The sequence below is a fragment of the Sneathiella chungangensis genome (genome assembly GCF_009882935.1).
Lineage (GTDB): Bacteria > Pseudomonadota > Alphaproteobacteria > Sneathiellales > Sneathiellaceae > Sneathiella > Sneathiella chungangensis.
In genome coordinates, this window is the sequence record NZ_WTVA01000003.1 from 1 (window position 1) to 22,824 (window position 22,824).

Consider the following 22,824-nt stretch of genomic DNA (forward strand, 5'->3'; position numbering starts at 1 on the left):
TTTCATCGTGCCAATCCTCAAACAACTGAAAGTTATATCGCGACAATAGGCATTTCGCGCAAATTTATAAAGCCCTCATCGTGGATTTTTACGTGATATCCGTGGAGGTATTGAGGAGAATATAGAGGCCGACGGCAATCAGCAGGAAGGGGAGGACCTTCGGCGCGTAGCGTTGCAGGAATGCCTTCATTGACGGATGGCTGACGGCTTTCTGTGCGACGAATGTGAGGGCGCCCGCCGCAATCAGGATGCTTGCCGCCATCCAGCCCGTGAGCCCTGGACGGGTGTCGGAGAGGAGCGGGGCGAGGACGGCGATCGAATCCCAGCTATGGGTGATCATGATCATGGTGATAGTAAGGAAGCTGCCGTCCCTTAGTTTGCCCGTCTCTCCGTCCGGGATCGCAGCGGATTTGCCGCCCCGCACAAGTTGCCAGAGTTCATACATGCCGATAGTGAGCGGCACCAGCCCGATATAGGGGATGAAATGCAAGGGCAATTGTTGAACCCCGCGCGCGAATAACAGGCAGATACCCAGCATGAGAAGAACGGCCAGAAGATATCCGGTCCGTACCTTCGCGGATCCGTATTTCGGATGCAGCGTCAACGTGATCAGCAGGAACAAATTGTCGATACTGGTCGACAGGAACGCCATGAAACTGACCGAAACGGCAAGGAGGATATCATCCATGGATGGGTGTCCCGTCCGTCATCATGATTTGGCCTGTCAGGGCGTGACTTCCTTCTGGCCAATATGGAAGAGGCAATCTCCGCGAACCACGCGCGCGCCCTGCCTTTTGGCGAGAATGACGCCGTCCGCCTCGAAAAAGAGTTCGATCGGCGCGCGGCCGGGCGTCTCGACGCGATGGATGAGGGCGGCGGGCTGTCCTTTGGCGACATCTTCACCCGGATCGGCCAGCGGCTCCCAGACACCGGGCTCGGTCGCGAACAGGCTTCCTTCCTCCGCGAAGGCGCGCGGTTTGACGTCGACGGGTTTCGGCGTCACCGTGACCACGCCAATTTCGTAAAGGGCGCGAAGCAGGCCATTCATCGCAAGTTTCGGCAGCCCTTTCGTGACATTGCCGCCCCCCGCAAGCTCGGTGAGGATACAGCAAACGCCCTTTCGAACCGCGGCGGCTGAGGAATACCCCCCATATTCATCGCGATCCGTCAGCAAGGTCAGGGGCAGCCCCATCGCCTTGACGAGTTTGCGCTTCAACTCCAGATGGGGATCATCGTCATTTAACGAAATGAGCAGGGTCGGCTCATAAAGTAGCGAACTGCCGCCGGAATGAAGATCGAACAGAAAATCGACGCGGATCAGCAACGACTCCTCGATATAATGGGCGATCTGCTGCGTCGGCGTTCCGTTGGCGATACCGGGGAAGGCGCGATTGAGATTTCCCTGATCGAGTGGGGATGTGCGAAGTCCCGCCTCCGCCGCCGGGAAGTTTGCCATGGGCAGGATGATGATCTGCCCGCTTACCTGTTCGAGAGGCAATGAACGGATAAGATTGGACAGGATCACCTGGCCTTCATATTCATCTCCATGCGTGCCGCCCATCAGCAGAACCCGCGGTCCATCGCCATTTTTGAAGCTGGCGATCGGGATCGGAATAAATCCGTAGGCCGAGCGGTGCACGGAATGGAGAAGTTCGAGATATCCGGTCTGATAGCCTTCCTGATCGAAATCGACGGTACTTGAAATAAGCGAGGACATTGGGATTGGAACCTGGTTAGAGATCAGAAACTTTCCATACTATAATCGCCTTTGCCGTCATGTGCCATCATTCGTCCCGGTTTTTTGATCTTTCTGCAACGCTGCATGGCGCACGAACAAAAAAGCCCGCCGGGAGGCCGGCGGGCCATTCTCCTATGAAATGAGGCTACTCAGGCAGCTTTGTTTTCGATCAGCTTGCCTTTACCCTTGGGCTTGCTGATTTCGATGGTCCGCGGTTTCAATTCCTCCGGAATTTCCCGCACAAGATCGATATGCAGGAGACCGTTTTCCATGGTCGCGCCAACTACCTTGATCGTTTCGGCAAGTTCAAAATTCTGCGCGAAGGAGCGGGACGCTAGCCCGCGATGCAGATACTGCACCTCGTCCTTTTCCTCTTCGGATTTACCCGATACCTTCAATGAATTTTGCGTTGCGACGATCTCGATCTGGTCTTCGTCGAATCCGGCGACCGCCATCGTGATGCGATAGTTATCGGCGTCTTTTCTTACGATGTTGTAGGGCGGATAGCTGTTTTCGCTGGACGCCCGTTCCAGGGTCCTGAACAGCTGTTCAATACGGTCGAAACCGACAGTCGTACGCAAAAGCGGTGAAAAATCATAAGCACGCATGGTTATATCCTCCTATGAAGCAATATAAATGCGGGTTGCCTAAATCGGCCAAACCCTTGATTTCAGACCCTAAATCGGCGCCTGATGCCCCATATATGTGTCATTTTCCCATAGATTCAAGAGCCGAAAATATGGAAAATTAACTTTTGGCGGCTAGTTTTTTCGCAAGATTCAAGGCAACATTTATGAGCGGTCAGCGAAGGAAAATTGATGGACGTTGACGATAATGGTGGCACTATGCGTGGTTCGGAAACCATCTTTTTCTCCCGGACCTACGACGAAGCGCTGGACCTGGTGAAGGAGGCACGGTCCTATCTTGCCGGTCCCGGGCAGGCGGCGGCGCGCGCCATGCCCGCGACGGCCAGCTTCGGCTACGCGGCTGAATCACTCCGCCTGACGACGCGGCTCACCGAAAGCATGTCCTGGCTAATGTTTCAGCGCGCCCTGCAGGAGGGGGAAATCAGCCCCGAAGAGGCGCAGGAGGATGAATGCCATCTGCAGCATGTAAAGGTGTGTCTTGAGGATGAACCGGCCTGCGATCCGGAGTTGTTGCCCGAGGGCCTGCAATCACTTCTTGAGCGGAGCGAGCGGCTCTACCGTCGGCTGGTCCGCCTGGACGACCAGGGGATGATCAATTACCGGCGCAGCCGCTGCTGACTAAAAAAGGCGCCCGGATGGACGCCTTTTCACCTCCCGTAACGGGAAATTTCCGATCGCTTACTTCAGGCCGAAATTGGCGAAGCGCTTCTTGAACTTGGCGACCTGACCGTCGTCACGGAGATGCTGCTGACCGCCGGTCCAGGCCGGATGCGTTTTCACGTCGATGTCCAGCTTCAGAACATCACCTTCCTTGCCATAGGTCGAGCGGGTTTCGAAGGTCGAACCGTCGGTCATTTCGACGGTAATCGTGTGGTAATCGGGATGTATATCTTTTTTCATGTCGGCTCACCCTTTTGGGGACGCTATAATTCACTAAGCGGGCCTTATATTAAAGCTTTGGCGTGATGGCAAGCAAAGATATGATTTTTGGCATTTTTTCTTGCATTCCTGGCCATGACCTTTACACCCGAAGACTGGATTTACTCACAAAAATAAGGCAAGGTCTGCTGCGTGACTGATGTAAACGGAACCGCCCTCGACAATAATGGCAAGGAAAAATCGAAACGGGTGGTGATGCGCCTGTGGCAGCTATGGCGATTCGTCGGGCCCTACAAGCTGCAGGCGTCTGGCGCCCTGGTGGCGCTGGTGGTCGCGGCCGGAACAACGCTCTATATAGGGCAGGCGATCCGGGCGCTGCTCGACAAGGGATTCTCGGCCGGTACGGAAAGCCTCGATCAGGTTTTTGTCGCCCTGATGGGCGTGGTGGCGCTGCTCGCGGTGGCGACATTCAGCCGCTATTTCCTTGTCTCCTGGATAGGGGAGCGCGTGATCGCGGATATCCGCAAAGCCGTGTTCAATCATGTCCTGACGCTCAATCCCGCCTTTTTCGAGATTACCCGGACCGGTGAGGTACTTTCCCGGCTGACCACGGATACGACCCTGATCCAGACGGTGATCGGCTCGTCAATCTCGGTGGCGCTCCGCAATTTTCTCCTGTTTGTCGGCGGCCTTGTTTTGCTCGTTGTCACCAGCCCCAAGCTGGCGGGGCTTGTCCTGCTGGTGGTGCCGCTGGTGCTGGTTCCGATTATCGTTTTCGGGCGCATGGTCCGCAAATTGAGCCGATCCAACCAGGACAGTATCGCCGCGGTCAGCGCCCGCGCCGACGAGACCTTGCGGGCGATACAGACGGCGCAGGCCTATACCCATGAAGAGCATGACCGCCGGCATTTCAGCGCCGATGTCGAGACGAGCTTTCGTATCGCCATCAAGCGGATCACGGCTCGGGCCTGGCTGACCGCCCTCGTGATCCTGCTTATTTTCGGGGCCATCGATTTTGTTCTCTGGAGCGGGGCGACGTCCGTTGTTGATGGCACGATGTCGGCGGGTACGCTTGGCGCCTTCGTGTTCTATGCCGTGGTTGTCGCCGGTTCCATGGGCTCGCTCAGCGAGGTATGGGGGGAGCTTCAGCGCGCGGCGGGCGCGTCGGAGCGCCTGCTGGAGCTGCTCTCGGAACAGCCGACCGTCAGGATTGCCGAAAACCCGGTTCCTATTGGCACCCGGATCGAAAGCGATATCAGCTTCAATAACGTCAACTTCCATTATCCGTCGCGGCCGAACCAGGCGGCGCTTGATGGCCTTTCCTTTAAGATCAGCAGGGGCGAGACGGTCGCCCTTGTCGGACCAAGCGGGGCCGGCAAGACGACGGTATTCCAGCTTCTCCTTCGTTTCTATGATCCGCAAAGCGGCACCATCACCATCGACGGTACCGATATTGCCGAGGTCGATCCGACGCGGCTACGCGCCCTGATGGGCCTAGTGCCGCAGGATGCGGTGATCTTCGCCGATACGGCCACGGAGAATATCCGCTATGGGCGGCCGGAGGCAAGTGATGCGGAGGTGCGCGCCGCCGCTGAGGCCGCCGTTGCAACCGAATTCATCAACGCCATGCCGAACGGCTTCGACACGGAGTTCGGCGAACGGGGGATCAAGCTGTCGGGTGGGCAGAAGCAGCGCATCGCCATTGCCCGGGCGATTTTGCGCGACCCTGAAATCCTGCTGCTGGACGAGGCGACGTCGGCACTTGATGCGGAGAGTGAGCGGCAGGTGCAGATCGCGCTTGAGCATCTCATGCAGAACCGCACCACACTCGTGATCGCCCATCGTCTTGCGACCGTCCTCACGGCCGACCGGATCATCGTGCTGGAGCAGGGCCGGATTATCAATCAGGGAACCCATGCGGAGCTGATGGCGGAAGGCGGGCTTTACGCCAAGCTTGCGAAATTGCAATTCGACGCGGGACGGAGCGCTCTATCCGCCTAGAAGATCGTCGAGAACGGCCGCCAGTTGGCCGTGAATGCTTTCGGTGCTGAAATGATCCTCATAGTAGCGCCGGGCCGCTGCCGCCCGGCCGGGAAGCTCTGCGCGGCGGTCGTGAAGCTCGCGGACCGCGCCCGCAAGCGCCTTCGGATTTTCCGGCAGAATTTCGATCAACCCGTCGTTTTTAGGTCCCGGATAGGCGCTTGACGCCCGGGTGATAACCGGCCGACCGCAGGCGAGCGCCTGATAAACCTTGTTCGGGATCACCCGTGCCGCCTTGTCGCTCGCGCCGAAAACGCCGAGAAGGATATCCGCCCGGTGGATCCGTTCGGGAAGTTTTTCATAGTCCAGATAATCCTCGAACCGGATCATCGGATGCCCCGCCGCGGCCGCTTCGCAAGCGGATTTGAGCGGGCCGTCGCCGAGCAGGGTCCAGCGGACGGGCGCGTCGCATAGCGTCGCCGCCTCGACAATCACTTCGGGGGCCTGCAAGCCGATAAAACTGCCGTAAAAAAGGAGCTCCAGCGGTTCGTCCGGCAATTTTTCCTCAAGCGGCGCCGGGGTGAACAGCTGTTCCTCCGCGCCAAGGGCGATGACCCGGACATGTGCGGTCTTCTGGTTCAGGGTTTCGATAAAAAAGGCGGCATGTCCCGCGGTATCGGCGATAACTCTGTCCGCGTTGGCAAACAGGGCGCTTTCCGATGCCAGCAGTTTCTTCGCTGACCCGCTCTCCGCCGGGAATTTTCGCCGCTCAAAAACCTGCTTGTCGTAGGCCGAGATCATCGGATCGAAAATGACGGGCACCTGACGCGTCTTCGCCCATCTGGCCGCCACCGCCACGTCCCGTTGGCGAAAGGCGGGTATCCAGAGAAGGTCCGGCATCGTGATGCCTTTCAATGCCGCCTCGATATGGCCAAGGGCGCTCATGCGGGGGTGGAAATCGATAATCCGCCAGCCGAGCGCGGCAAAGGCCTGGCGGAGGATGCGGTTGCGCGAATAATCGGGATCGAAGCGGCCCCACCAGAGAACGCTTTTCGCCGCCTCGCTCATGGTTCCAGGTCCAGCTCGCCGATTACCCGGTTGATCGGCAGATTGGCGAGATCGTCTTCCCGCAGGACCCGGACATCTTGCCCCCGTGGGCGCGACATATTCGGATCGGAGGCGCGGGAGAACAGCACGATGGTCTTGCAGCCGACGGCCGAAATGAGATGGAGCGGTCCCGTATCGTTGCCCACCGCGAGCATCGCGCCCGCACCCAGCGACGCGATGTCGCCGAAATCGGTCTGCGAGGAAAGGTCGATGGCGGCGGGGCAGGAGCTGCGGATTTTTTCGATCGCCTCGGCCTCCGCCTTGCCGCCGATCAGGACGGGGGTGATACCCTTGTCATCAAGATATTCCGCAAGTTCGGCGAACCGGATAGCGGGCCAGCGCTTTTCCGGACGATGGGCCGATCCGCCCGGCACTAGCAGGGCGTATTTCGTCGGCAGGTCGAATCTCGAAATATCCGTCATCGCCCAGGAAAAATCGACCGGTGGGACATTGTCGATGCCGGCGACCTTCAACTGATCGATATGCCGCTCGATCGTGTGGATTTTGGTCCTGAGCGGACTGTCGTGCGGATGCGAGCAGCCCTTGGCGATCCCGCACCATTCGGGCTTTCGCCATTTCGGGAAGAAGCGGAAATAGGAATTGCTGCGGGTGGAGGTTTGCAGATCATAGACCCGGTCGAAACGCCCGCCGCGAAGTTTCCGGATCAGCGGGATCAGCTTGGAAAGCTGCCAGAGTTTCGGTCGTTCATCGATCCAGATATCATCGAACAGGCCGGATTTTTCAAGAAATGCCGCGAAGGGACGCGTCGTCAGTAGAACGATGCGCGCATCGCCATGATGGGCGCGGATCGCCTGAAACGGACCCTGCGCCAGGATCACGTCACCAAGCGCGCCATGCTTGATGACCAGAATATTCCGGCCCTTGCCCGCCAATTAACGCTCCGTCAGCTTCAGCTCGATACGGCGGTTCCTGAGATAGCCGATCTCGTCATCGCGCGAATCGATGGGCTGGAATTCGCCAAAACCGGTGGCCGCCAGCCGGTTCGGCGGAACGCCCTGGCTGATCAGGAACTTGGTGACGGAGACCGCTCGCGCCGTCGACAATTCCCAGTTGGAGGGGAAGCGCGCCGTGCTGATGGGCTGCTTGTCCGTATGGCCGTCGACGCGCAGGATCCAGTCAATTCCCTTCGGAATATCCTTGGCGATCTCCAGCAGCGTCTCGGCGAACTTTGCCATATCCTGTTTGCCCTGTGGGCCGAGTTCGGCGCTGCCCGCATCGAACAGCACTTCGGACTGGAAGACGAAACGATCGCCGACGATGCTGATGCCGGGACGGTTCTTGAGAACTTCGCGGAGCTTGCCGAAGAATTCGGAGCGGTATTGCTGCAATTCCTGGACCTTTGCGGCGAGCGCCTGGTTGAGGCGCTTGCCAAGATCGGCAATCTGCGCCTGCTGCTCAATATCCTTGGCTTCACTCGCATCAAGCGCGGCGTTCAGCTTCGCCAGTTCCGCGCGAAGGGCGTTGATCTGCGTATTGAGCAACGCGACCTGAGAGCGGGCGGCGGCGGAGAGCTTTTCCTCTTCCGTCAGCTTGTCCTGCGTCTGCAGATAGAGCGTTTGCAGCTCGGCGAGTCGGATTTCCCGCTCCTCGATATCCTTCTGGGCGAGATTGGTGCGTTCCTGCTCGTCGGCGATCCGCGCTTCCAACTCCTTGCTGCGATCCCGAAGAGAGCCGATTTCCGTATCTTTGGCTTCAATGGTTGCCGCCAGCTTGCCAACCTCGTCTTCGAGTTTCTTGCGGGTTTCCTCGAGCGCCGCAATATCGCGTTTCAGGCTTTCAAGCTCGGCGAGGTTCGCTTTCAGGGCCTCTTCGCTCACCGCCGCCTTTTCTTCCGCTGCCGCCGTTTTCTCCTTTTCTTCCCGCAGGAGGACGGTAAGACGATCCCGATCCTCTTCCGCGGAAAGGGCGCGGCTGGTCAGCGTATCGAGCTGGATAATGACGCTGTCCCGTTCTTCCTGAAGCTTCGTCATGTCGAGATTGAGCTGGGCGATCTGGTTTTCGAGATTGGCGCTGGTGCGCCGCTCGATCGCCAGAAGATCGGCGAGTTCGTTGACCTGCTGATTGAGTTTTTCGAGCGCGGCGTCGCGGCCGGACAGGGCCTGGCTCAAGAAAAACTGCGCCAGAACGAAGACCACCAGAAGGAAGATGATGACCAGCAGAAGGGTTGTCAGCGCGTCGACAAATCCGGGCCAGATCTCGTATGGAGCGCGTTGTCCGCGGCGTCTACGAGCCATAATTTACTCCGTCGTCAGCGGCGGGCATCGTCTCACCCACGGCGGCTTTCTTCCGCAATGGCGGCGATGGTCCGGGTCAGCAGCTTGATATCGCTCCGGATTTCCTGAACCACCTGCTCGCGGCCATCTGCGGTCTCCTCCATCATGCGGACCATATGAACATCCAGATTGCGAAGATGATTGCGGCTTGCCTGATCGAGACCGGCGCTTTCGGCGGATTTGGCGAGCCGTTCAAGAAGCGGTTTGAGTTCCGTCTGTCCTTCCGCAAGCTTGATCAGCAGGTCTTGCTCGGCGCGCATCTGGTCCGTCAGTGCTGCCAGCCGTTCGCTGAGATTGATCAGGGAATTCTCCGCCGAGCCGCGCTTGTCCTCATTCCGGGCGAGGGTGCGCTGGAGATTGTTGAGGCTTTCCGCCGTCTGCTCGAGCAGCGCCTGCACATAGGCGGGAACGCTCTGGTCGCCATCGGCGATGACGGTCGAGCCGGAGCTGGTGAAACGGGTGATCGAGGTCAGCCATTCCTCAAGATCGCCGTAGAAGCGGTTCTGCGCCTGTCCTGCCTGCATATCCAGGAAGCCGAGGACCAGGGAGCCCGAGAGACCGAAGAGGGAGGATGAAAAGGCAACGGCCATGCCGGACAGCGGCTTTTCGAGGCCGAGCTTGAGATCATCGAAAATCTTGGTGAAATCGCCGCCGCCGCCGACATTGAGGGTCGAGATCGCACCGCCGACGGAATCCACCGTCTCCAGCAATCCCCAGAAGGTGCCGAGGAGGCCGAGAAAGACCAGCACGTTGATCAGGTAGCGCGAAATGTCCCGCCCTTCGTCGAGGCGAGAACTGACGCTATCGAGCAGGGTGTTCATCGTGACGGCGCTGAGGCGGACGGGCCCCTTGCTGTCATTGAAGATTGTCGAGAGCGGAGCCAGCAGGCGCGGCGCACGCACGGTCGGTTGGCTTGAATCCAGTCGGCGCAGGCTTTGCGTCCAGTTAATCTCGCCCGACAGCATGAACACCTGACGGAAGATAAACAGGATACCAAACAGCAGTACAAGGATTATCAGACCGTTCAACAGCGGGTTGGCGAGAAACGCGGTCTGGATCTGCGGATAGAGAAAGGCCGAGATTGCGACGGCGATGCCGACAAAGATGACCATCCGGATGAGATGACGGCGCGGTTTCTTGATGTTGGGGGTTCCGGCCAGGCTATGGGTTTCGACGTTGGAATATGTGGACATGGTCACCGTGTAATCAGTAATAGGTCAACGCGGTCAGACGGGCCGCCGCCTTCCGGCTCGCCGAGCGCTCTTACTTCGATCTGCCTGTTGTCAACGCCGAGCTCCATCAGCTTTGACCGAACGGCGAGCGCCCGCCCGAGCGACAGACGGCGCGCCGCACTGACGCTGGCGCCGCTGCCATAGGCGAGAAGCTGCACATTCTCGCGCCCGCTTTCCTTCAGTGTCTCGGCAATGGCCTGAAGGCCGGCTTGCGCATCATCGGGAAGGTCTGCCGCATTCTCGGCGAAAAGGATGCGGGTGAGGTTTTCGGGCGATGCGGAGGGCGCCTTTGCCACCGTCGGGCCCGCGGAGGGCGCAATCGCGGCGAGCTGGATTTCCTCGTCCTTCGGCTCCGTCGTCACCGCCGGCGCGCTCGCCTCTGCAACGACGTTTTCATCCGGCGTTTTGGCAGGCTCGACAGCATCCGTTGTCGGTGTCGGCGTCGGCGACGGCGTCGCTTCGGTAATCTTTTCCGCCGCATCGTTAGCGACTTCGGCTTTCATTCCCTCGGCCTTTTCGGGCGACGGGATGGGGGCGGTATCCATCTTCACGACAGGCGTTGCCACCGCGTCGAATTTCGCCGCTTCCGTCGCGTCCGGCAGCTTTGCCGGATTAACGGGCGGTACTGGCACGGGAGTTACCGCCGCGACGTCGGTCTGCGATAGTGAAAGGGCGGGTTTGACGCGCGGCGTTACTACTTTTTCCGCTGGGGCCGCTGGCTTTTTCTTCTGCAACGAGGGCGGCGTCAGAACAATCACGGTTTCTCCGTCGATAATCCTGGTCGGCGCATGAACGAGCCGCGGCGCGGATTTAAGGGCATTCAGGTTGACCTCAACCGCCGGGCGCGCGGCGGTTTCCGCTTGGGCGGCACCGATGATTGGGGCGCACAAGGGAAGGGCGAACAGCAGCGAGACGAGCCAGGGGGCGGAATAAGCTGCCGAAGGCAATCTGGTCATTGGCTCCCTCCTTTCCTCCTGAATGTTACGCAACGTCCACCTGCGTACATAGTCCGCAATCAATATCCAACCTGCCAATGGAAAATGTCAACTTTGCGGCAGGTGGTCCACCGCGTAGCACAATAACTTAGGGAGCGCCGCGTCACAATCGTTTAGTTTTACGAAAGGTTTTTCCGGTATGACTGATTTTTCAGACTGTGGTGCGACGCAATTTATCAAAGAGTTCCTCAAGAGAAGGCCAAGGCCGTGAAACTAGACACAATAGCCCTTCTACTGGCGATTTTCGGTGGCGCGATTTATTTGCTGTTCCTGCTTTACGCCGGAGCGACCGCGCCATTTCCGTTCGGGTTCGTCTTTGTCATCGTTCTGGTTCTTGCCGGTTATTTGCTGTTCCGCGTTATTTGGCAGCGGAAAAATAACGCGGAAGACGATTACTACGAGAAAAATGTGGAAAAATGAAAATGCAGATCATGATTACGACAACGGATGAGATCAAGGGGCAGGAAATCGCCGAGGTCATCGGACTCGTGCGCGGCAATGTGATCCGCGCGAAGCATATCGGCACGGATATTATCGCGGGCCTTAGAAATCTCGTTGGCGGGGAAGTTTCCGAATATACGAAAATGCTGGCCGAAGCCCGGGAACAGGCAACCGACCGCATGATCTCCGAGGCTCGCCTGAAAGGCGCGGACGCCATTGTTGGTATGCGGTTCGCAACATCGATGGTCGTTGCGGGGTCGGCGGAAATTCTCGCCTACGGCACCGCTGTCCGGCTGAAACACAAGGGTTAGGGTCAGAGCCCTAGTAGTCTTCTTCACTCATCTCGACAACGCATTTTCCATCCACCTCGCGGTTGACGACCGCATCGAGGGCATCCACGAACCGATGCAGCGGGAAGCGGGCACCGATCTCGGGCTTGACGAGACCCTTTGCATACAGATCGAGGACGCCGGCCGCCATCTCGTCGAGGGCGTCGATATGTTCCCGTCGGGTGCCGCCCGGTGACCAGCCGAAGAAATGGCCGAGGTTGAAGCCCATCGCGGACGCATTTTTCAGCAGCAGCGTATTGGCCGCGATATTCGGGATCGTGCCGCAGGCATAGCCGATGGTGAGCAGCCGGCCTTCCCAGGCGAGGGAGCGGATGGACTGGATCGTCACATCGCCGCCGATGCTGTCATAGACGACATCGACGCCGCGGCCATTGGTGATATCGAGCACGACATCGCGGAAGTTTTCCGTGCGGTGATCGATGACGTGATCGGCGCCGTGACGACGGGCCGTCTCGCAATGCTTTTCCCCGCCGGCAACGGCAATCACCGTCGCGCCGAGGGCCTTTCCGATCTCGACCGCGGCCATGCCGACCGCTCCGGCGGCGCCATGAACCAGCAATGTCTCGCCGCTCTGCAACTTGGCCCGGCGCACCAGCGCCCCGTAGGAGGTGTTGTAGGAGGTGATGATTGCCGACCCGACGGCGAAATCCATATCTTCCGGTATTTTCAGGCAGGCAACATCCTCGATACAGCAGAACCCGGCCGCGCCGCCGTGATCGACGCTGCACATGACATGATCGCCGACGGCAACGCGGGTTACATTTTCGCCGACCGCATGGACGATGCCGGCAGCTTCCGTCGAGGGAATGTAGGGAAGGGGCGCCTTGCGCTGGTATTTTCCGGCGATGTTGAGGGTTGCGGCGAAGCTGACCCCCGCCGCCTTGTTGCGGACGACGACCTCACCGGGGCCGGGTTCGGGAACGGGAAGGGTATCGAGCTTCGCAACGTCTTTATAGTTGCCGAATTCATGGATGATGATAGCACGCATGTCACGTTGGCCCTGACTTGTTATTGTTAATAGCCGGGCTTTAGAATAGAGAACCGCGCCCTAATTACAAGCCTTTGATTTAAATGATCTATCGACCGAGCCGCAGTTCGCGGAAAATTTCCAGCATTGCACTGTTGACACCGGGATTGGTCGCCAGAATATCTCCCTTTTCGAGCATTCTCTCCCCGCCGTCGAGCTGGGTCACGAGCGCGCCCGCCTCCCGGGCGATGATGATGCCCGCGGCAATGTCCCATTCCTGCAGGTTCCGCTCCCAGAATCCGTCATATCGACCGGCAGCCACATAGGCGAGATCGAGGGAGGCGGCGCCGAAGCGGCGGACGCCCGCCGATACTTCCATTACCCGCTCCAACTCCTTCAGGAACTTGCTGTGATCGGACTTCCCCTTGAAAGGAATGCCGGTCGCGAAAATGCTTTCGGCCATGCGGGTGCGGCTGGAGACGCGAAGACGGCGGTCGTTCATATGCGCGCCGCCGCCCTTTTCCGCCCAGAACAGCTCATCCTTCACGGGATCCAGAATGATCCCTGCGGTGATTTCCTTCCCCGTCTTGATGGCGATCGAAATGGCAAAATGCGGCAGGCCATGCAGGAAATTCGTCGTCCCGTCGAGCGGATCGATCACCCAGTAGTGAAGGTCATCCTTGGCCTTGACGCCTTCGCCCTCTTCGGTGATGAAACCGAAATCGGGGCGCAGGCGGGAGAGTTCCTCGCGCAGCGTCGCCTCGGCGGTGAGGTCGGCCTGGGTTACGAAATCCGCCGGGCCCTTTTTCGAAACCTGCAAATGCTCGACTTCGTTAAAGTCGCGAAGAAGCTTGCGCGATGCCTTGCGGGCCGCCAGTTCCATTGCGTTGATATCTGCGGATTTTCTCGCCATGGGCTTTTGCTTTGCTCTTTCGTCGGGACGCGGGGATTGCGCGGTTCTTAATCCGCCCGCTTGAGATACTCGGATGTTTCCGTGTTGACAACGATTTTCTCGCCGGTTCCGCAGAAAGGCGGCACCATGACGCGCATTCCGTTCTCCAGAATGGCCGGCTTGTAGGAGGACGCGGCGGTCTGTCCCTTCACCGTCGGTTCGGTTTCAGTAATCTCGAGCACCACCTGCTCGGGCAGGATCACGGTAAGCGGGCTGTCCTCGTGGAACTCAATCTCGACATCCATGCCATCCTGAAGGAAACCGGCGCGTTCGCCGACCATGTCCTTGGCGATGGAAACCTGTTCATAGGAACTGGTGTCCATGAAGGTCAGCATGTCGCCGTCCTCATAGAGGAACTGATGCGGCTTCTGTTCGAGGCGAACCTTTTCCACCGACTCGGAGGAGCGGAAGCGCTCGTTGAGCTTGCTGCCGTCGCGCAGGTTCTTGAGTTCCACCTGCAAATATGCGCCGCCCTTGCCCGGCTGCGTATGCTGGATTTTTACCGCAACCCAGAGGCCGCCCTTATGTTCGATCACATTGCCCGGGCGGATGGCATTTCCGTTAATTTTCATGGCTCGTTCACTCTTGTAAAAAAATCTGGCGGGAAATTACCAGCTTGTCATCACCTTATCAATCACCTGATTAAAGGCGGCGACGGCATCTTTCGGGCCGCTTTCGAAATCCCAGACGCCGCTGGAAACAGCGAGGAAGTCGGCCCCGCTTTTCAACAGGATTTCAGCATTCTCCACTGTGATGCCGCCGATCGCGACAGAGGGGATCAATGTCGTCTCCGACCACCAGCCGAGAATCTCCGGGTCCGCCTTGACCGTTTCCGCCTTGGTGGTGGAGGGAAAGAAGGCGCCGAAAGCGACATAATCCGCCCCGGCTTCCCCGGCGGTCATCGCCAGATGTTTCGAGTTCTTGCAGGTCACCCCGATGATGGCATCGGGACCAAGAAGCGCCCGCGCCTTTTTGTAGGGCATGTCGTCCTGCCCGACATGAACGCCATCCACGGTAAGCTCGCGGGCGAGTTCGACATCATCATTCAGCAAAAAGGCGACACCGGCCTGTTCGGCGATCGGCATCAGGCGTTTCGTTGCGGCGATGATCTCCGTCGCCGGACGGTCTTTTAGGCGCAGCTGGAAACAGGCAACATCGCCGCCCGCAAGGGCCTCGCGAAAGGCCGTCTCGAAGGTATCGAGATCGATTTCCGGCGGCGAGATCAGGTAGAGACGGGGACGCTCCCGCCCTACATTAGGCACTGTCCCCATCAAGTACTATTCCATGTCCGGTCTGTATTCGCCGTCGCGCGCCGCGCTGGTCAGCTTGGCGCGGTGATGGAATGCGGCCTGCGCGGCTTCGACATTTTCCGGCTTGCCCTGCCAGGTCTTGAGGGCGGAGGCTTGCAGCGCCCGACCGAAGGAATAGCTGATTTCCCAGGGGAACTTGCCCATCTGGTTCATCGCGTTGAGATGCATGGTTGCCTGCTGTTCGCTCTGGCCACCGGAGAGGAACACAATGCCGGGCACGGCGGCGGGTACCGTCTGTTCGAAGCAGTAAAGCGTTTTTGACGCGACTTCCTCGACATCCGCCTGTTCGGGGCAGTCCGATCCGGAAATCACCATATTGGGTTTGAGCAGCATCTGCTCGAGGACGACGCGCTGCTGGTAAAGCTCGTCGAAAACCGTTTTCAGCGTGGTTTCGGTGACCGCATAGCATTCATCGATATTGTGATCGCCGTCCATCAGCACTTCCGGCTCGACGATGGGAACGAGGCCGGCTTCCTGACAGAGGGCGGCGTAGCGGGCCAGCGCATGGGAATTGACATCGATGCAATATTGGCTCGGGATGCCGTCCTTGATCGCAATCACCGCGCGCCATTTGGCGAACCGCGCGCCAAGTTCGCGATATTCATTGAGGCGCTCGCGCAGGCCGTCGAGCCCTTCGGTCACCAACTCACCGTCGGAAAAGGCGAGGGGTTTCGTGCCCTTGTCGACCTTGATGCCGGGAATAATTCCCTGCGCCTTGATCAGTTCCGTCAGCGGACGCCCGTCCGTTGCTTTTTGGCGGATCGTCTCGTCATAGAGGATGACGCCGCTGATAAAATCGCCGGCGCCTTTCGTCGAGAGCAGGAGTTCGCGGTAATCGCGGCGGGTTTCCTCCGTGCTTGGCGTATTGATGCTGTCGAGGCGCTTCTTGATGGTGCCGGTACTCTCATCGGCGGCAAGAATGCCTTTGCTGGGCGCGACAAGCGCCTTCGCCACATCTTCAAGTTCCATGTCATCCATTTTCTTCACCTCCTGTTTTTAAGGCGTGATCAGCGGGCAAGCGCCGCGACGCCCGGAAGGGTCTTGCCTTCCATCCATTCAAGGAAGGCGCCGCCCGCCGTCGAGATATAGCTCAGCCCGTCCGTCACGCCCGCCTTCGCCAGCGCCGAAACCGTGTCACCGCCGCCGGCAACGGAAACCAGGGTGCTCGCCTTCGTCCGCTTCTCAACTTCCCGGGCAACCGCGATGGTGCCGTCGCCGAACGGATCGATCTCGAAGGCGCCGAGGGGGCCGTTCCAGATCAGGGTTTTGATTGTCGCGAGACGTTCTTGCAGCAGCGTAACAGATTCCGGCCCGACATCGAGAATCATTTCATCCCCTTTGACGTCATTCACATTGGCGGCCCGGTTGGCGGCGCCCGCCTTGAATTCCCGGGCGAGGACGACGTGGGATGGAAGCAGGATATCGCAGCCGACTTTCTCGGCTTTCGCCAGAATTTCATTTGCGGTTCCGGCGAGGTCATGCTCACAGAGGGAGGCGCCGACATTGACGCCCTTCGCGTTCAGGAAGGTATTGGCCATGCCGCCGCCGATCACCAGCACATCGACCTTTTCGATCAAGTTGAAGAGAAGATCAAGCTTGCTGGAGATTTTCGCGCCGCCGACAATAGCCATGACCGGGCGTACCGGCTTTTCGAGCGCCTTGGTAAGGGCGGTCAGTTCCGCCTCCATATTGCGTCCGGCATAGGCGGGCAACAGGCGGGCAATCGCCTCGGTCGAGGCATGCGCCCGGTGGGAGCAGGAAAAGGCGTCGTTCACATAGACGTCGCCAGCGGCGGCGAGGGCTTTTGCGAAGTCCGGATCGTTCGTTTCCTCGCCCGCGTGGAAGCGGACATTCTCGGCCAGCAGGATATCGCCCGCCTTGGCCGAGGCGACCGCCGCGGTAACTGCGGGACCGATGCAGTCATCGATAAAGGTGACCGGCCGCTTCAGGTGAGCGGCAAGGCCATCGGCGATGGGACGGAGAGACATTTCCGGCACGACCTTGCCTTTCGGCCGTCCGAAGTGACTGAGCAGCAGGACTTTCGCGCCCTTGTCCGCCAGTTCCTTCAGGGTCGGCAGGATCCGGTCGATGCGGGTGAAGTCGGAAATCTTTCCTCCCTCCACCGGCACATTGAGATCGACACGCACAAGAACCGTTTTGCCGCCGGCCTCCAGATCATCGAGGGTCCTGAAATCCACCATACTCTCGCTCCGTCCCGATTGCCCGTTAGCCGGCGTTCGCCATGGCGATAGCCGTATCGCTCATCCGGTTGGAGAAGCCCCATTCGTTGTCGTACCAGCTCAGCACGCGGACGAAGGTGCCGTCGATCACCTGCGTCTGCGTCAGATCGAAGGTGGAGGAGGCGGGCGCGTGATTGAAGTCGATGGAAACGACCGGGTCGTTGCTGATGTCGAGAACGCCCTTGAGGCGGCCGTTCGCGGCTTCGGTGATCGCGGCGTTGATTTCCTCTTTCGTCGTGGCCTTGCCGGCAACGAAGGTCAGGTCGATCATCGAGACATTCGGCGTCGGCACACGTACCGAGGTGCCGTCCAGCTTGCCGGCAAGTTCCGGCAGCACCAGTCCGACCGCCTTGGCAGCGCCGGTCGAGGTCGGGATCATCGACATGGCGGCGGCACGGGCACGGCGAAGGTCGCTATGCAGCGTGTCGAGAACCGGCTGGTCCCCTGTATAGGCATGTATGGTCGTCATGAAGCCATGAACGAGACCGACCGAGTCATTGAGAACCTGGGCCACCGGCGCGAGGCAGTTGGTTGTGCAGGAGGCGTTGGAGACAACCTTGTGCTCCTTCGTCAGCTTGTCATGGTTGACGCCATAGACGACGGTCAGGTCGACATCGGTGCCCGGCGCGGAGATCAGGACTTTCTTGGCGCCCGCCTGGAGATGCTTGGCGGCGGCATCGCGTTTGGTGAAGATGCCGGTGCATTCGAAGGCGATATCGACATTGAGATCGCCCCACGGCAGGTTGGCCGGATCGCGTTCCGCCGAGACCTTGATCGGGCCGCGCCCCAGATCGATGCTGTCGCCGGAAACCGTCACGGTGCCCGGATAGCGGCCATGCACGCTGTCATATTTCAGAAGATGGGCATTGGCCTCGACCGAACCAAGATCGTTGATGCCAACAACTTCCACATCGGTGCGGCCGGATTCATAAATCGCCCGAAGGATATTCCGTCCAATCCGCCCAAAACCGTTAATTGCTACACGAACAGTCATTTTCTTCTACTCCTGATTACCCAAGTGACGCCGTTTACCGGCGATTTTCATCCAAGTTTAAAGCCTGTCTTTTGCTGCGGCTGCAACCGCCTCGGCTGTGATACCGAAATGCTTGTAAAGATCGCCTGCCGGAGCGGAGGCGCCGAAACTGTTGATACCGATGAAGCCGCCGTTCGGTCCGGTGAATTTTTCCCAGCCCATGGAGCAACCTGCCTCGACGGCAATGCGCACAGTATCCTCGCGAAGTGTTTCTTTTTTGTAAGCGTCGTCCTGTTTTTCGAATAATTCCCAGCTGGGCACGGAAACGACACGGGTGCCGACGCCGTCGCTTTCAAGAAGTTTCTGGGCCGCGAGGGCGATGGCGACCTCCGATCCCGTTGCCAGGATCGTGACTTTCGCCTCCAGATTGGCCGGGGCGAGTTCATAGGCACCCCTGGCACAGAGATTGTCGGCCGTATGCGTCTTGCGCACCAGCTCCAGATTCTGCCGGCTCAGCGACAGGACCGACGGCGTTTTCTTTGACTGCAGTGCCAGATGCCAGCATTCAGAGGTTTCGACGGCGTCCGCCGGGCGGAAGACATTGAGGTTCGGCATCGCCCGCAGCGCGGCCAGATGCTCGACCGGCTGATGGGTTGGCCCATCTTCGCCAAGACCGATGGAATCATGGGTCATCACATAGACCACCCGCTGTTCCATCAGGGCCGACAGGCGGATCGCCGGGCGGGCGTAATCGGTGAAGACCATGAAGGTGCCGCCATAGGGAATAAAGCCCTTGTGTAGCGCCATGCCGTTCATGATGGCGGCCATGCCGAATTCGCGCACACCGTAGTATATATAGCGGCCCGAGAAATCCTCCGCCGTCACCGGCTCGGTTTGCGGCGTTTTCGTGAGGTTGGAGCCGGTGAGATCGGCGGAACCGCCGATGGTTGTCGTCACCTTCTCGTTAATGACCTTGAGGGCCTCCTGGCTCGATTTGCGGGTCGCCCAGGCAGGGGCGTCGTCGACCAGCTGCCGCTTGAAGTCGAGCATGGCATCGTCAAGGGCGGACGGCAGATTGCCGTTGATATCCGCATTGAACATCGTCCGCTGTTCTTCTGGCAGGGCCTTGAAGGAGTCTTCCCATGCGGCGGAAAGGCGGGCGCCTTTCGTGCCGACCGCCCGCCATTTATCAAGAATTTCTACCGGAATATCGAACGGCGTATGCGGCCAGCCGAGTTCCTTGCGGGCGAGGGCGACTTCCTCCTCGCCGAGCGGGGCGCCATGCACGCCTGAGGTGCCCTGCTTGTTCGGGGCGCCGAAGCCGATCGTCGTGCGGCAGGCGATAAGCGAGGGCCTGTCCGTTTCCTTCGCGGCGGCAATCGCCTTTTCAATCTCGGTGGCGTCATGGCCGTCGACGGCCTGCACATCCCAGCCATGGGCCTCGAACCGCTTTGCCTGATCATCGGAAACCGCGAGATCGGTCGAGCCGTCGATGCTGATGGAATTATCGTCCCAGAGGACAATCAGCTTGTTCAGCTTGAGATGCCCGGCAAAGGAAATCGCCTCATGGCTGATCCCTTCCATCAGGCAGCCGTCGCCGGCAATCACATAGGTATAATGATCGGTGATCTCTTTATAGCGGGCCGCCTGCAACCGCTCGGCAAGCGCCATGCCGACGGCCATGGCAAGCCCCTGACCGAGCGGGCCGGTCGTCGTTTCAATGCCCTTGGCATGGCCATATTCAGGATGTCCCGCTGTTTTCGATCCGAGCTGGCGGAAATTCTTGATCTCCTCCAGCGTCATGTCCTTGTAGCCGGTAAGATACAGCAGGGAATAAAGCAGCATCGATCCATGCCCGGCCGACAGCACGAAACGGTCGCGATCGGGCCAGTCCGGTTTCGCCGGATCGAATTTCAGGAACTTGGAAAAGAGGACGGTCGCGACATCGGCCATGCCCATCGGCATGCCGGGGTGGCCTGAATTGGCGGCCTGGACGGCATCCATCGACAATGCCCGGATGGCGTTTGCCATGTCATCATGTTTGGCTGAGTTCGGTGACGACTTAAGCCCGATCTTGTTCATACTTGGCTCTTCTCCATCCACCGGCAAACCCGATTTTGTCTCCATCCGCGGCGCCACAGGGGTGTTGGGAAGGATCGGTGCGCGACGCGCATTTTTTCAGGTTGCGGGTGCCCGTGTTCGGGTCGGTTTCACAATGCATTCATTCGTCCGATTATCCCGATCTTTCGCTGCCTGTCGAGAGGTGGGCAGGGGGCATCGGGACGCGAAGCCAAAAGGCATGTCTTTCGGAATCGGGGGGAAGATGCCGCCCAAACCTCGGCGCGTCAACCGCTTAGTTCAGGTCAATGGCGTGAATCGGCCTAAAAAGTGGTGCAACCAATTAGGTTGACGAGCCTTAGCCCATGATCGTATTGTCGAAAATGAGGGATTTCCGGTAACTGACCATAAACAGTGTCGAATAGTCGGATGGGAGATATGCAAGACAGCGAATCAAGAATGGAAGCCGTTATCGCCAGACTGGAAAAGGCGGCCGCCGCGGTCGAGCGGGAGAAACAGCAGGGCGGATTCAGTCGGAATGAAGAGGCCGTTGGCTCCGATCTGGCGGCGGAAAACGCCGCGCTTAAAAGCGAGCTGGAAGTGCTGCGCGGCAAGTATGAGGCGCTGAAAAAGAAAACCCAGACGGTTTCCGGCCGCCTTGATCAATCCATCGATCAACTGAGCTTGATATTGGAGCGGTAACAATGGGATCACTGACAGTCAAGGTGAACGGACGATCCTACCCGATCATCTGCGGCGACGGCGAGGAGTCGCATCTTGAATATCTGGCGGAATTCGTCGACAAGAAAGTGCTTGATCTGACGGAGTCCGTCGGCAATGCAAGTGAGGGGCAGCTTCTGTTGATGGCCTGCCTGCTGATTGCCGATGATCTGTCGCAGGCCTACGAGACCATCGAGAAACTTCGCGATGGTGCCGACGGTGAGGGCGGCGCCCCGGCGCATGACGCCTGGGCCGAAAAACTGGAAGCTATTGCACAAAAGCTTGAAAGTGCTTAAATGGACGACACTGCACTCGCTTGTGCGTTAGACGAATGATATCCTGGGGCCAATAAAGAAATCTAGGGAGCTGATCCCTGACTGGACCGTGGTCCTAACAAATCGGCGCCCACCTGACTTGTCAGGCCACAGAGATTTCCTACCGTCGACGGCTATGCTGGTGCAGTACTATTATTTTCGGAGCAAGCCTTAAGCCCGCCGTGACCCTTTCCCTCGACGAACAGAAACAGGAACAGCGGAACGCCGCAACTAGCCGCCGCGCGGAAATCGCGCCGGGCGCTGCCGCCGACAGCGCCGCCGAGCGGTTTCTTGACACTTTCGCCGACCTTTCCGGGCAGATCGTCTCCCTCTACTGGCCGCTTGGCAGTGAGCTGGATACGCGCCCGCTGCTCCGGAGGCTTCATGTACTTGGGGTCATCTGCGCGCTGCCGGTGGTCGAGAAGGCGGATCATCCGCTTAGCTTCCGCCGGTGGGATCCGGACACCGTCCTCGAGCCGGGCCGCTTCAAGGTCCTCGTTCCGGCGAATTCGGCGCCAACCGTCACGCCGGATATCGTTGTGACGCCAATGCTTGCCTTTGACGCTCTGGGCTATAGACTGGGCTATGGCGGCGGTTTTTACGACCGTACGCTTGCCGGTCTGCGCGCGCGCGGGAGTTGCCGCGCGGTCGGATACGCCTATGCGGCGCAGGAAGTGGCAAAAGTGATCACCGATCGCTATGATCAGCGGCTCGATTACATGGTGACGGAAAAAGAGGTTAGGAAAATAAGTTGAAGATCCTGTATTTCGGGGACGTGGTCGGTCGTGCGGGCCGTGATATCCTGACCCGGCAATTACCGGCCATCCGTGATCGCCTGTCCGCCGATTTCGTCGTCGTCAACGGGGAGAATGCGGCGGGGGGGTTCGGGATTACAGACAAGATCGCCGAGGAATTCTTCGCCGCCGGGACGGACTGCATCGTCCTTGGCAATCACAGCTTCGATCAGAAGGAGATCATGCCGACCCTGGAAAAGGACGGCCGCATCCTGAGACCGCTGAACTATCCGAAAGACACGCCCGGCAAAGGCGTCGGCGCCTTCAAGACACGGCGCGGCAAGACGATCCTCGTCATCCAGGTGATGGGGCGGCTGTTTATGGATCCGCTCGATGATCCGTTCGCGGCGGTGGAGAAAACGCTCGCCGGCAATCCGCTCGGGCGCAAGTATGACGCCATCCTAGTCGATATCCATGCCGAGATCACGTCAGAGAAAATGTCGATGGGACAGTTCTGCGACGGTCGCGTCTCGATGGTGGTCGGCAGCCATACCCATGTGCCGACGGCGGATGCGCAGATCTTCCCGGGCGGTACCGCCTATCAGACCGATGCGGGCATGTGCGGCGATTATAATTCCGTGATCGGCATGGATAAGGAGGAACCCCTTCGCCGCTTTACCCGCAAGATCCCGGGCGGGCGCTTTACGCCGGCGCTGGGCGAGGGGACGGCCTGCGGCATTTTCGTTGAAACCGACGATAAAACCGGGCTTGCCAAATATATATCGCCGCTTCGTGTCGGCGGCCGCCTGATGGAGATCTGGCCCAAGATTTCCTGAAGCGCGGCACCTTCGTAAAAAGGACGTGCCTCTTTTAAATGGATCGGGTACAAACGG

Annotated in this window: 25 protein-coding genes and 1 other RNA gene; 9 read left to right on the top strand and 17 right to left on the bottom strand. The window is 59.1% G+C overall.

Translation table 11 applies throughout. From position 1 onward, the window contains the following. Positions 1-88 precede the first annotated feature (88 nt). From GQF03_RS06985 to GQF03_RS06995, 3 genes are all read right to left on the bottom strand, one after another. Positions 89-688 (bottom strand): cadmium resistance transporter, encoded by a 600-nt coding sequence (locus GQF03_RS06985; RefSeq protein ID WP_161338516.1) that lies wholly within the window; start codon positions 686-688, stop codon positions 89-91. A 36-nt stretch (positions 689-724) separates the two neighbouring features. Next, on the bottom strand, positions 725-1,717 hold the full coding sequence (locus GQF03_RS06990) for a succinylglutamate desuccinylase/aspartoacylase domain-containing protein (protein WP_161338517.1): 993 nt from the start codon (positions 1,715-1,717) through the stop codon (positions 725-727). Between the two features lie 170 nt (positions 1,718-1,887). Continuing rightward, entirely contained in the window at positions 1,888-2,346 is a 459-nt protein-coding gene (locus GQF03_RS06995) for an Hsp20 family protein (RefSeq protein ID WP_161338518.1), read from the bottom strand. A gap of 210 nt (positions 2,347-2,556) precedes the next feature. Between GQF03_RS06995 and GQF03_RS07000 the strand changes: the two genes are divergently transcribed. Next, a complete protein-coding gene (locus GQF03_RS07000; protein WP_161338519.1) occupies positions 2,557-3,003 on the top strand; it encodes a DUF1465 family protein in 447 nt (148 codons plus the stop codon). Positions 3,004-3,063: 60 nt separating this feature from the next. Here GQF03_RS07000 and rpmE read toward each other — a convergent pair whose 3' ends face one another. Next, positions 3,064-3,285 (bottom strand): 50S ribosomal protein L31, encoded by a 222-nt coding sequence (rpmE, locus tag GQF03_RS07005; protein ID WP_161338520.1) that lies wholly within the window; start codon positions 3,283-3,285, stop codon positions 3,064-3,066. A gap of 234 nt (positions 3,286-3,519) precedes the next feature. Here rpmE and GQF03_RS07010 point away from each other — a divergent pair, with 234 nt between their 5' ends. Continuing rightward, positions 3,520-5,265 carry an ABC transporter transmembrane domain-containing protein gene (locus GQF03_RS07010; RefSeq protein WP_161338958.1) on the top strand — a complete coding sequence of 582 codons (1,746 nt, stop codon included), beginning with the start codon at positions 3,520-3,522 and terminating at the stop codon, positions 5,263-5,265. Here GQF03_RS07010 and GQF03_RS07015 read toward each other — a convergent pair. Genes GQF03_RS07015 through GQF03_RS07035 form a run of 5 tightly spaced genes read right to left on the bottom strand, consistent with a single transcriptional unit; the run spans position 5,254 to position 10,833 of the window. Further along, positions 5,254-6,312 carry a glycosyltransferase gene (locus tag GQF03_RS07015; protein WP_161338521.1) on the bottom strand — a complete coding sequence of 353 codons (1,059 nt, stop codon included), beginning with the start codon at positions 6,310-6,312 and terminating at the stop codon, positions 5,254-5,256. The genes GQF03_RS07010 and GQF03_RS07015 overlap by 12 nt on opposite strands. Next, positions 6,309-7,244 (bottom strand): glycosyltransferase family 9 protein, encoded by a 936-nt coding sequence (locus GQF03_RS07020; protein WP_161338522.1) that lies wholly within the window; start codon positions 7,242-7,244, stop codon positions 6,309-6,311. The genes GQF03_RS07015 and GQF03_RS07020 overlap by 4 nt, the downstream gene beginning before the upstream one ends. Further along, positions 7,245-8,606: a peptidoglycan -binding protein gene (locus GQF03_RS07025; RefSeq protein ID WP_161338523.1), complete on the bottom strand. Its 1,362-nt coding sequence runs from the start codon at positions 8,604-8,606 to the stop codon at positions 7,245-7,247. Between the two features lie 32 nt (positions 8,607-8,638). Beyond that, a complete protein-coding gene (locus GQF03_RS07030; RefSeq protein WP_161338959.1) occupies positions 8,639-9,838 on the bottom strand; it encodes a flagellar motor protein MotA in 1,200 nt (399 codons plus the stop codon). A 2-nt stretch (positions 9,839-9,840) separates the two neighbouring features. Then, complete coding sequence (locus GQF03_RS07035; protein ID WP_161338524.1) at positions 9,841-10,833, bottom strand: OmpA family protein; 993 nt, start codon at positions 10,831-10,833, stop codon at positions 9,841-9,843. 246 nt (positions 10,834-11,079) lie between these two features. Here GQF03_RS07035 and GQF03_RS07040 point away from each other — a divergent pair, with 246 nt between their 5' ends. Together GQF03_RS07040 and GQF03_RS07045 are read left to right on the top strand one after the other, a co-directional pair. Continuing rightward, the gene (locus tag GQF03_RS07040) at positions 11,080-11,292 is read left to right on the top strand and encodes a hypothetical protein (protein ID WP_161338525.1); all 213 of its coding nucleotides are present in this window, start codon (positions 11,080-11,082) and stop codon (positions 11,290-11,292) included. Then, a complete protein-coding gene (locus GQF03_RS07045; protein WP_161338526.1) occupies positions 11,289-11,624 on the top strand; it encodes a YbjQ family protein in 336 nt (111 codons plus the stop codon). The genes GQF03_RS07040 and GQF03_RS07045 overlap by 4 nt, the downstream gene beginning before the upstream one ends. A 10-nt stretch (positions 11,625-11,634) precedes the next feature. Here GQF03_RS07045 and GQF03_RS07050 read toward each other — a convergent pair whose 3' ends face one another. From GQF03_RS07050 to tkt, 8 genes are all read right to left on the bottom strand, one after another. Continuing rightward, entirely contained in the window at positions 11,635-12,651 is a 1,017-nt protein-coding gene (locus GQF03_RS07050) for an NADPH:quinone oxidoreductase family protein (RefSeq protein ID WP_161338527.1), read from the bottom strand. A gap of 88 nt (positions 12,652-12,739) precedes the next feature. Beyond that, positions 12,740-13,543, bottom strand: a complete 804-nt coding sequence (locus GQF03_RS07055) for an inositol monophosphatase family protein (RefSeq protein ID WP_161338528.1) — start codon at positions 13,541-13,543, stop codon at positions 12,740-12,742. Between the two features lie 47 nt (positions 13,544-13,590). Continuing rightward, complete coding sequence (gene efp, locus GQF03_RS07060; protein WP_161338529.1) at positions 13,591-14,154, bottom strand: elongation factor P; 564 nt, start codon at positions 14,152-14,154, stop codon at positions 13,591-13,593. Between the two features lie 36 nt (positions 14,155-14,190). Continuing rightward, on the bottom strand, positions 14,191-14,853 hold the full coding sequence (gene thiE / locus GQF03_RS07065) for a thiamine phosphate synthase (protein ID WP_161338530.1): 663 nt from the start codon (positions 14,851-14,853) through the stop codon (positions 14,191-14,193). Positions 14,854-14,859: 6 nt separating this feature from the next. Further along, complete coding sequence (locus GQF03_RS07070; protein WP_161338531.1) at positions 14,860-15,870, bottom strand: class I fructose-bisphosphate aldolase; 1,011 nt, start codon at positions 15,868-15,870, stop codon at positions 14,860-14,862. Between the two features lie 29 nt (positions 15,871-15,899). Then, complete coding sequence (locus GQF03_RS07075; RefSeq protein WP_161338532.1) at positions 15,900-17,093, bottom strand: phosphoglycerate kinase; 1,194 nt, start codon at positions 17,091-17,093, stop codon at positions 15,900-15,902. Positions 17,094-17,118: 25 nt separating this feature from the next. Then, on the bottom strand, positions 17,119-18,126 hold the full coding sequence (gap, locus tag GQF03_RS07080) for a type I glyceraldehyde-3-phosphate dehydrogenase (protein WP_161338533.1): 1,008 nt from the start codon (positions 18,124-18,126) through the stop codon (positions 17,119-17,121). 57 nt (positions 18,127-18,183) lie between these two features. Then, positions 18,184-20,187: a transketolase gene (gene tkt, locus GQF03_RS07085; protein WP_161338960.1), complete on the bottom strand. Its 2,004-nt coding sequence runs from the start codon at positions 20,185-20,187 to the stop codon at positions 18,184-18,186. Positions 20,188-20,601: 414 nt separating this feature from the next. Here tkt and GQF03_RS07090 point away from each other — a divergent pair, with 414 nt between their 5' ends. From GQF03_RS07090 to GQF03_RS07110, 5 genes are all read left to right on the top strand, one after another. Next, positions 20,602-20,865: a hypothetical protein gene (locus GQF03_RS07090; RefSeq protein WP_161338534.1), complete on the top strand. Its 264-nt coding sequence runs from the start codon at positions 20,602-20,604 to the stop codon at positions 20,863-20,865. Positions 20,866-20,867: 2 nt separating this feature from the next. Continuing rightward, the gene (locus GQF03_RS07095) at positions 20,868-21,179 is read left to right on the top strand and encodes a cell division protein ZapA (protein ID WP_161338535.1); all 312 of its coding nucleotides are present in this window, start codon (positions 20,868-20,870) and stop codon (positions 21,177-21,179) included. Between the two features lie 9 nt (positions 21,180-21,188). Next, a non-coding RNA gene (gene ssrS, locus GQF03_RS07100) (6S RNA) lies at positions 21,189-21,347 on the top strand. Positions 21,348-21,379: 32 nt separating this feature from the next. Continuing rightward, positions 21,380-21,952, top strand: a complete 573-nt coding sequence (locus GQF03_RS07105) for a 5-formyltetrahydrofolate cyclo-ligase (protein WP_161338536.1) — start codon at positions 21,380-21,382, stop codon at positions 21,950-21,952. After that, positions 21,949-22,767 carry a TIGR00282 family metallophosphoesterase gene (locus GQF03_RS07110; protein ID WP_161338537.1) on the top strand — a complete coding sequence of 273 codons (819 nt, stop codon included), beginning with the start codon at positions 21,949-21,951 and terminating at the stop codon, positions 22,765-22,767. Before GQF03_RS07105 ends, GQF03_RS07110 begins: the two co-directional genes overlap by 4 nt. The last annotated feature ends 57 nt before the right edge of the window (positions 22,768-22,824 follow it).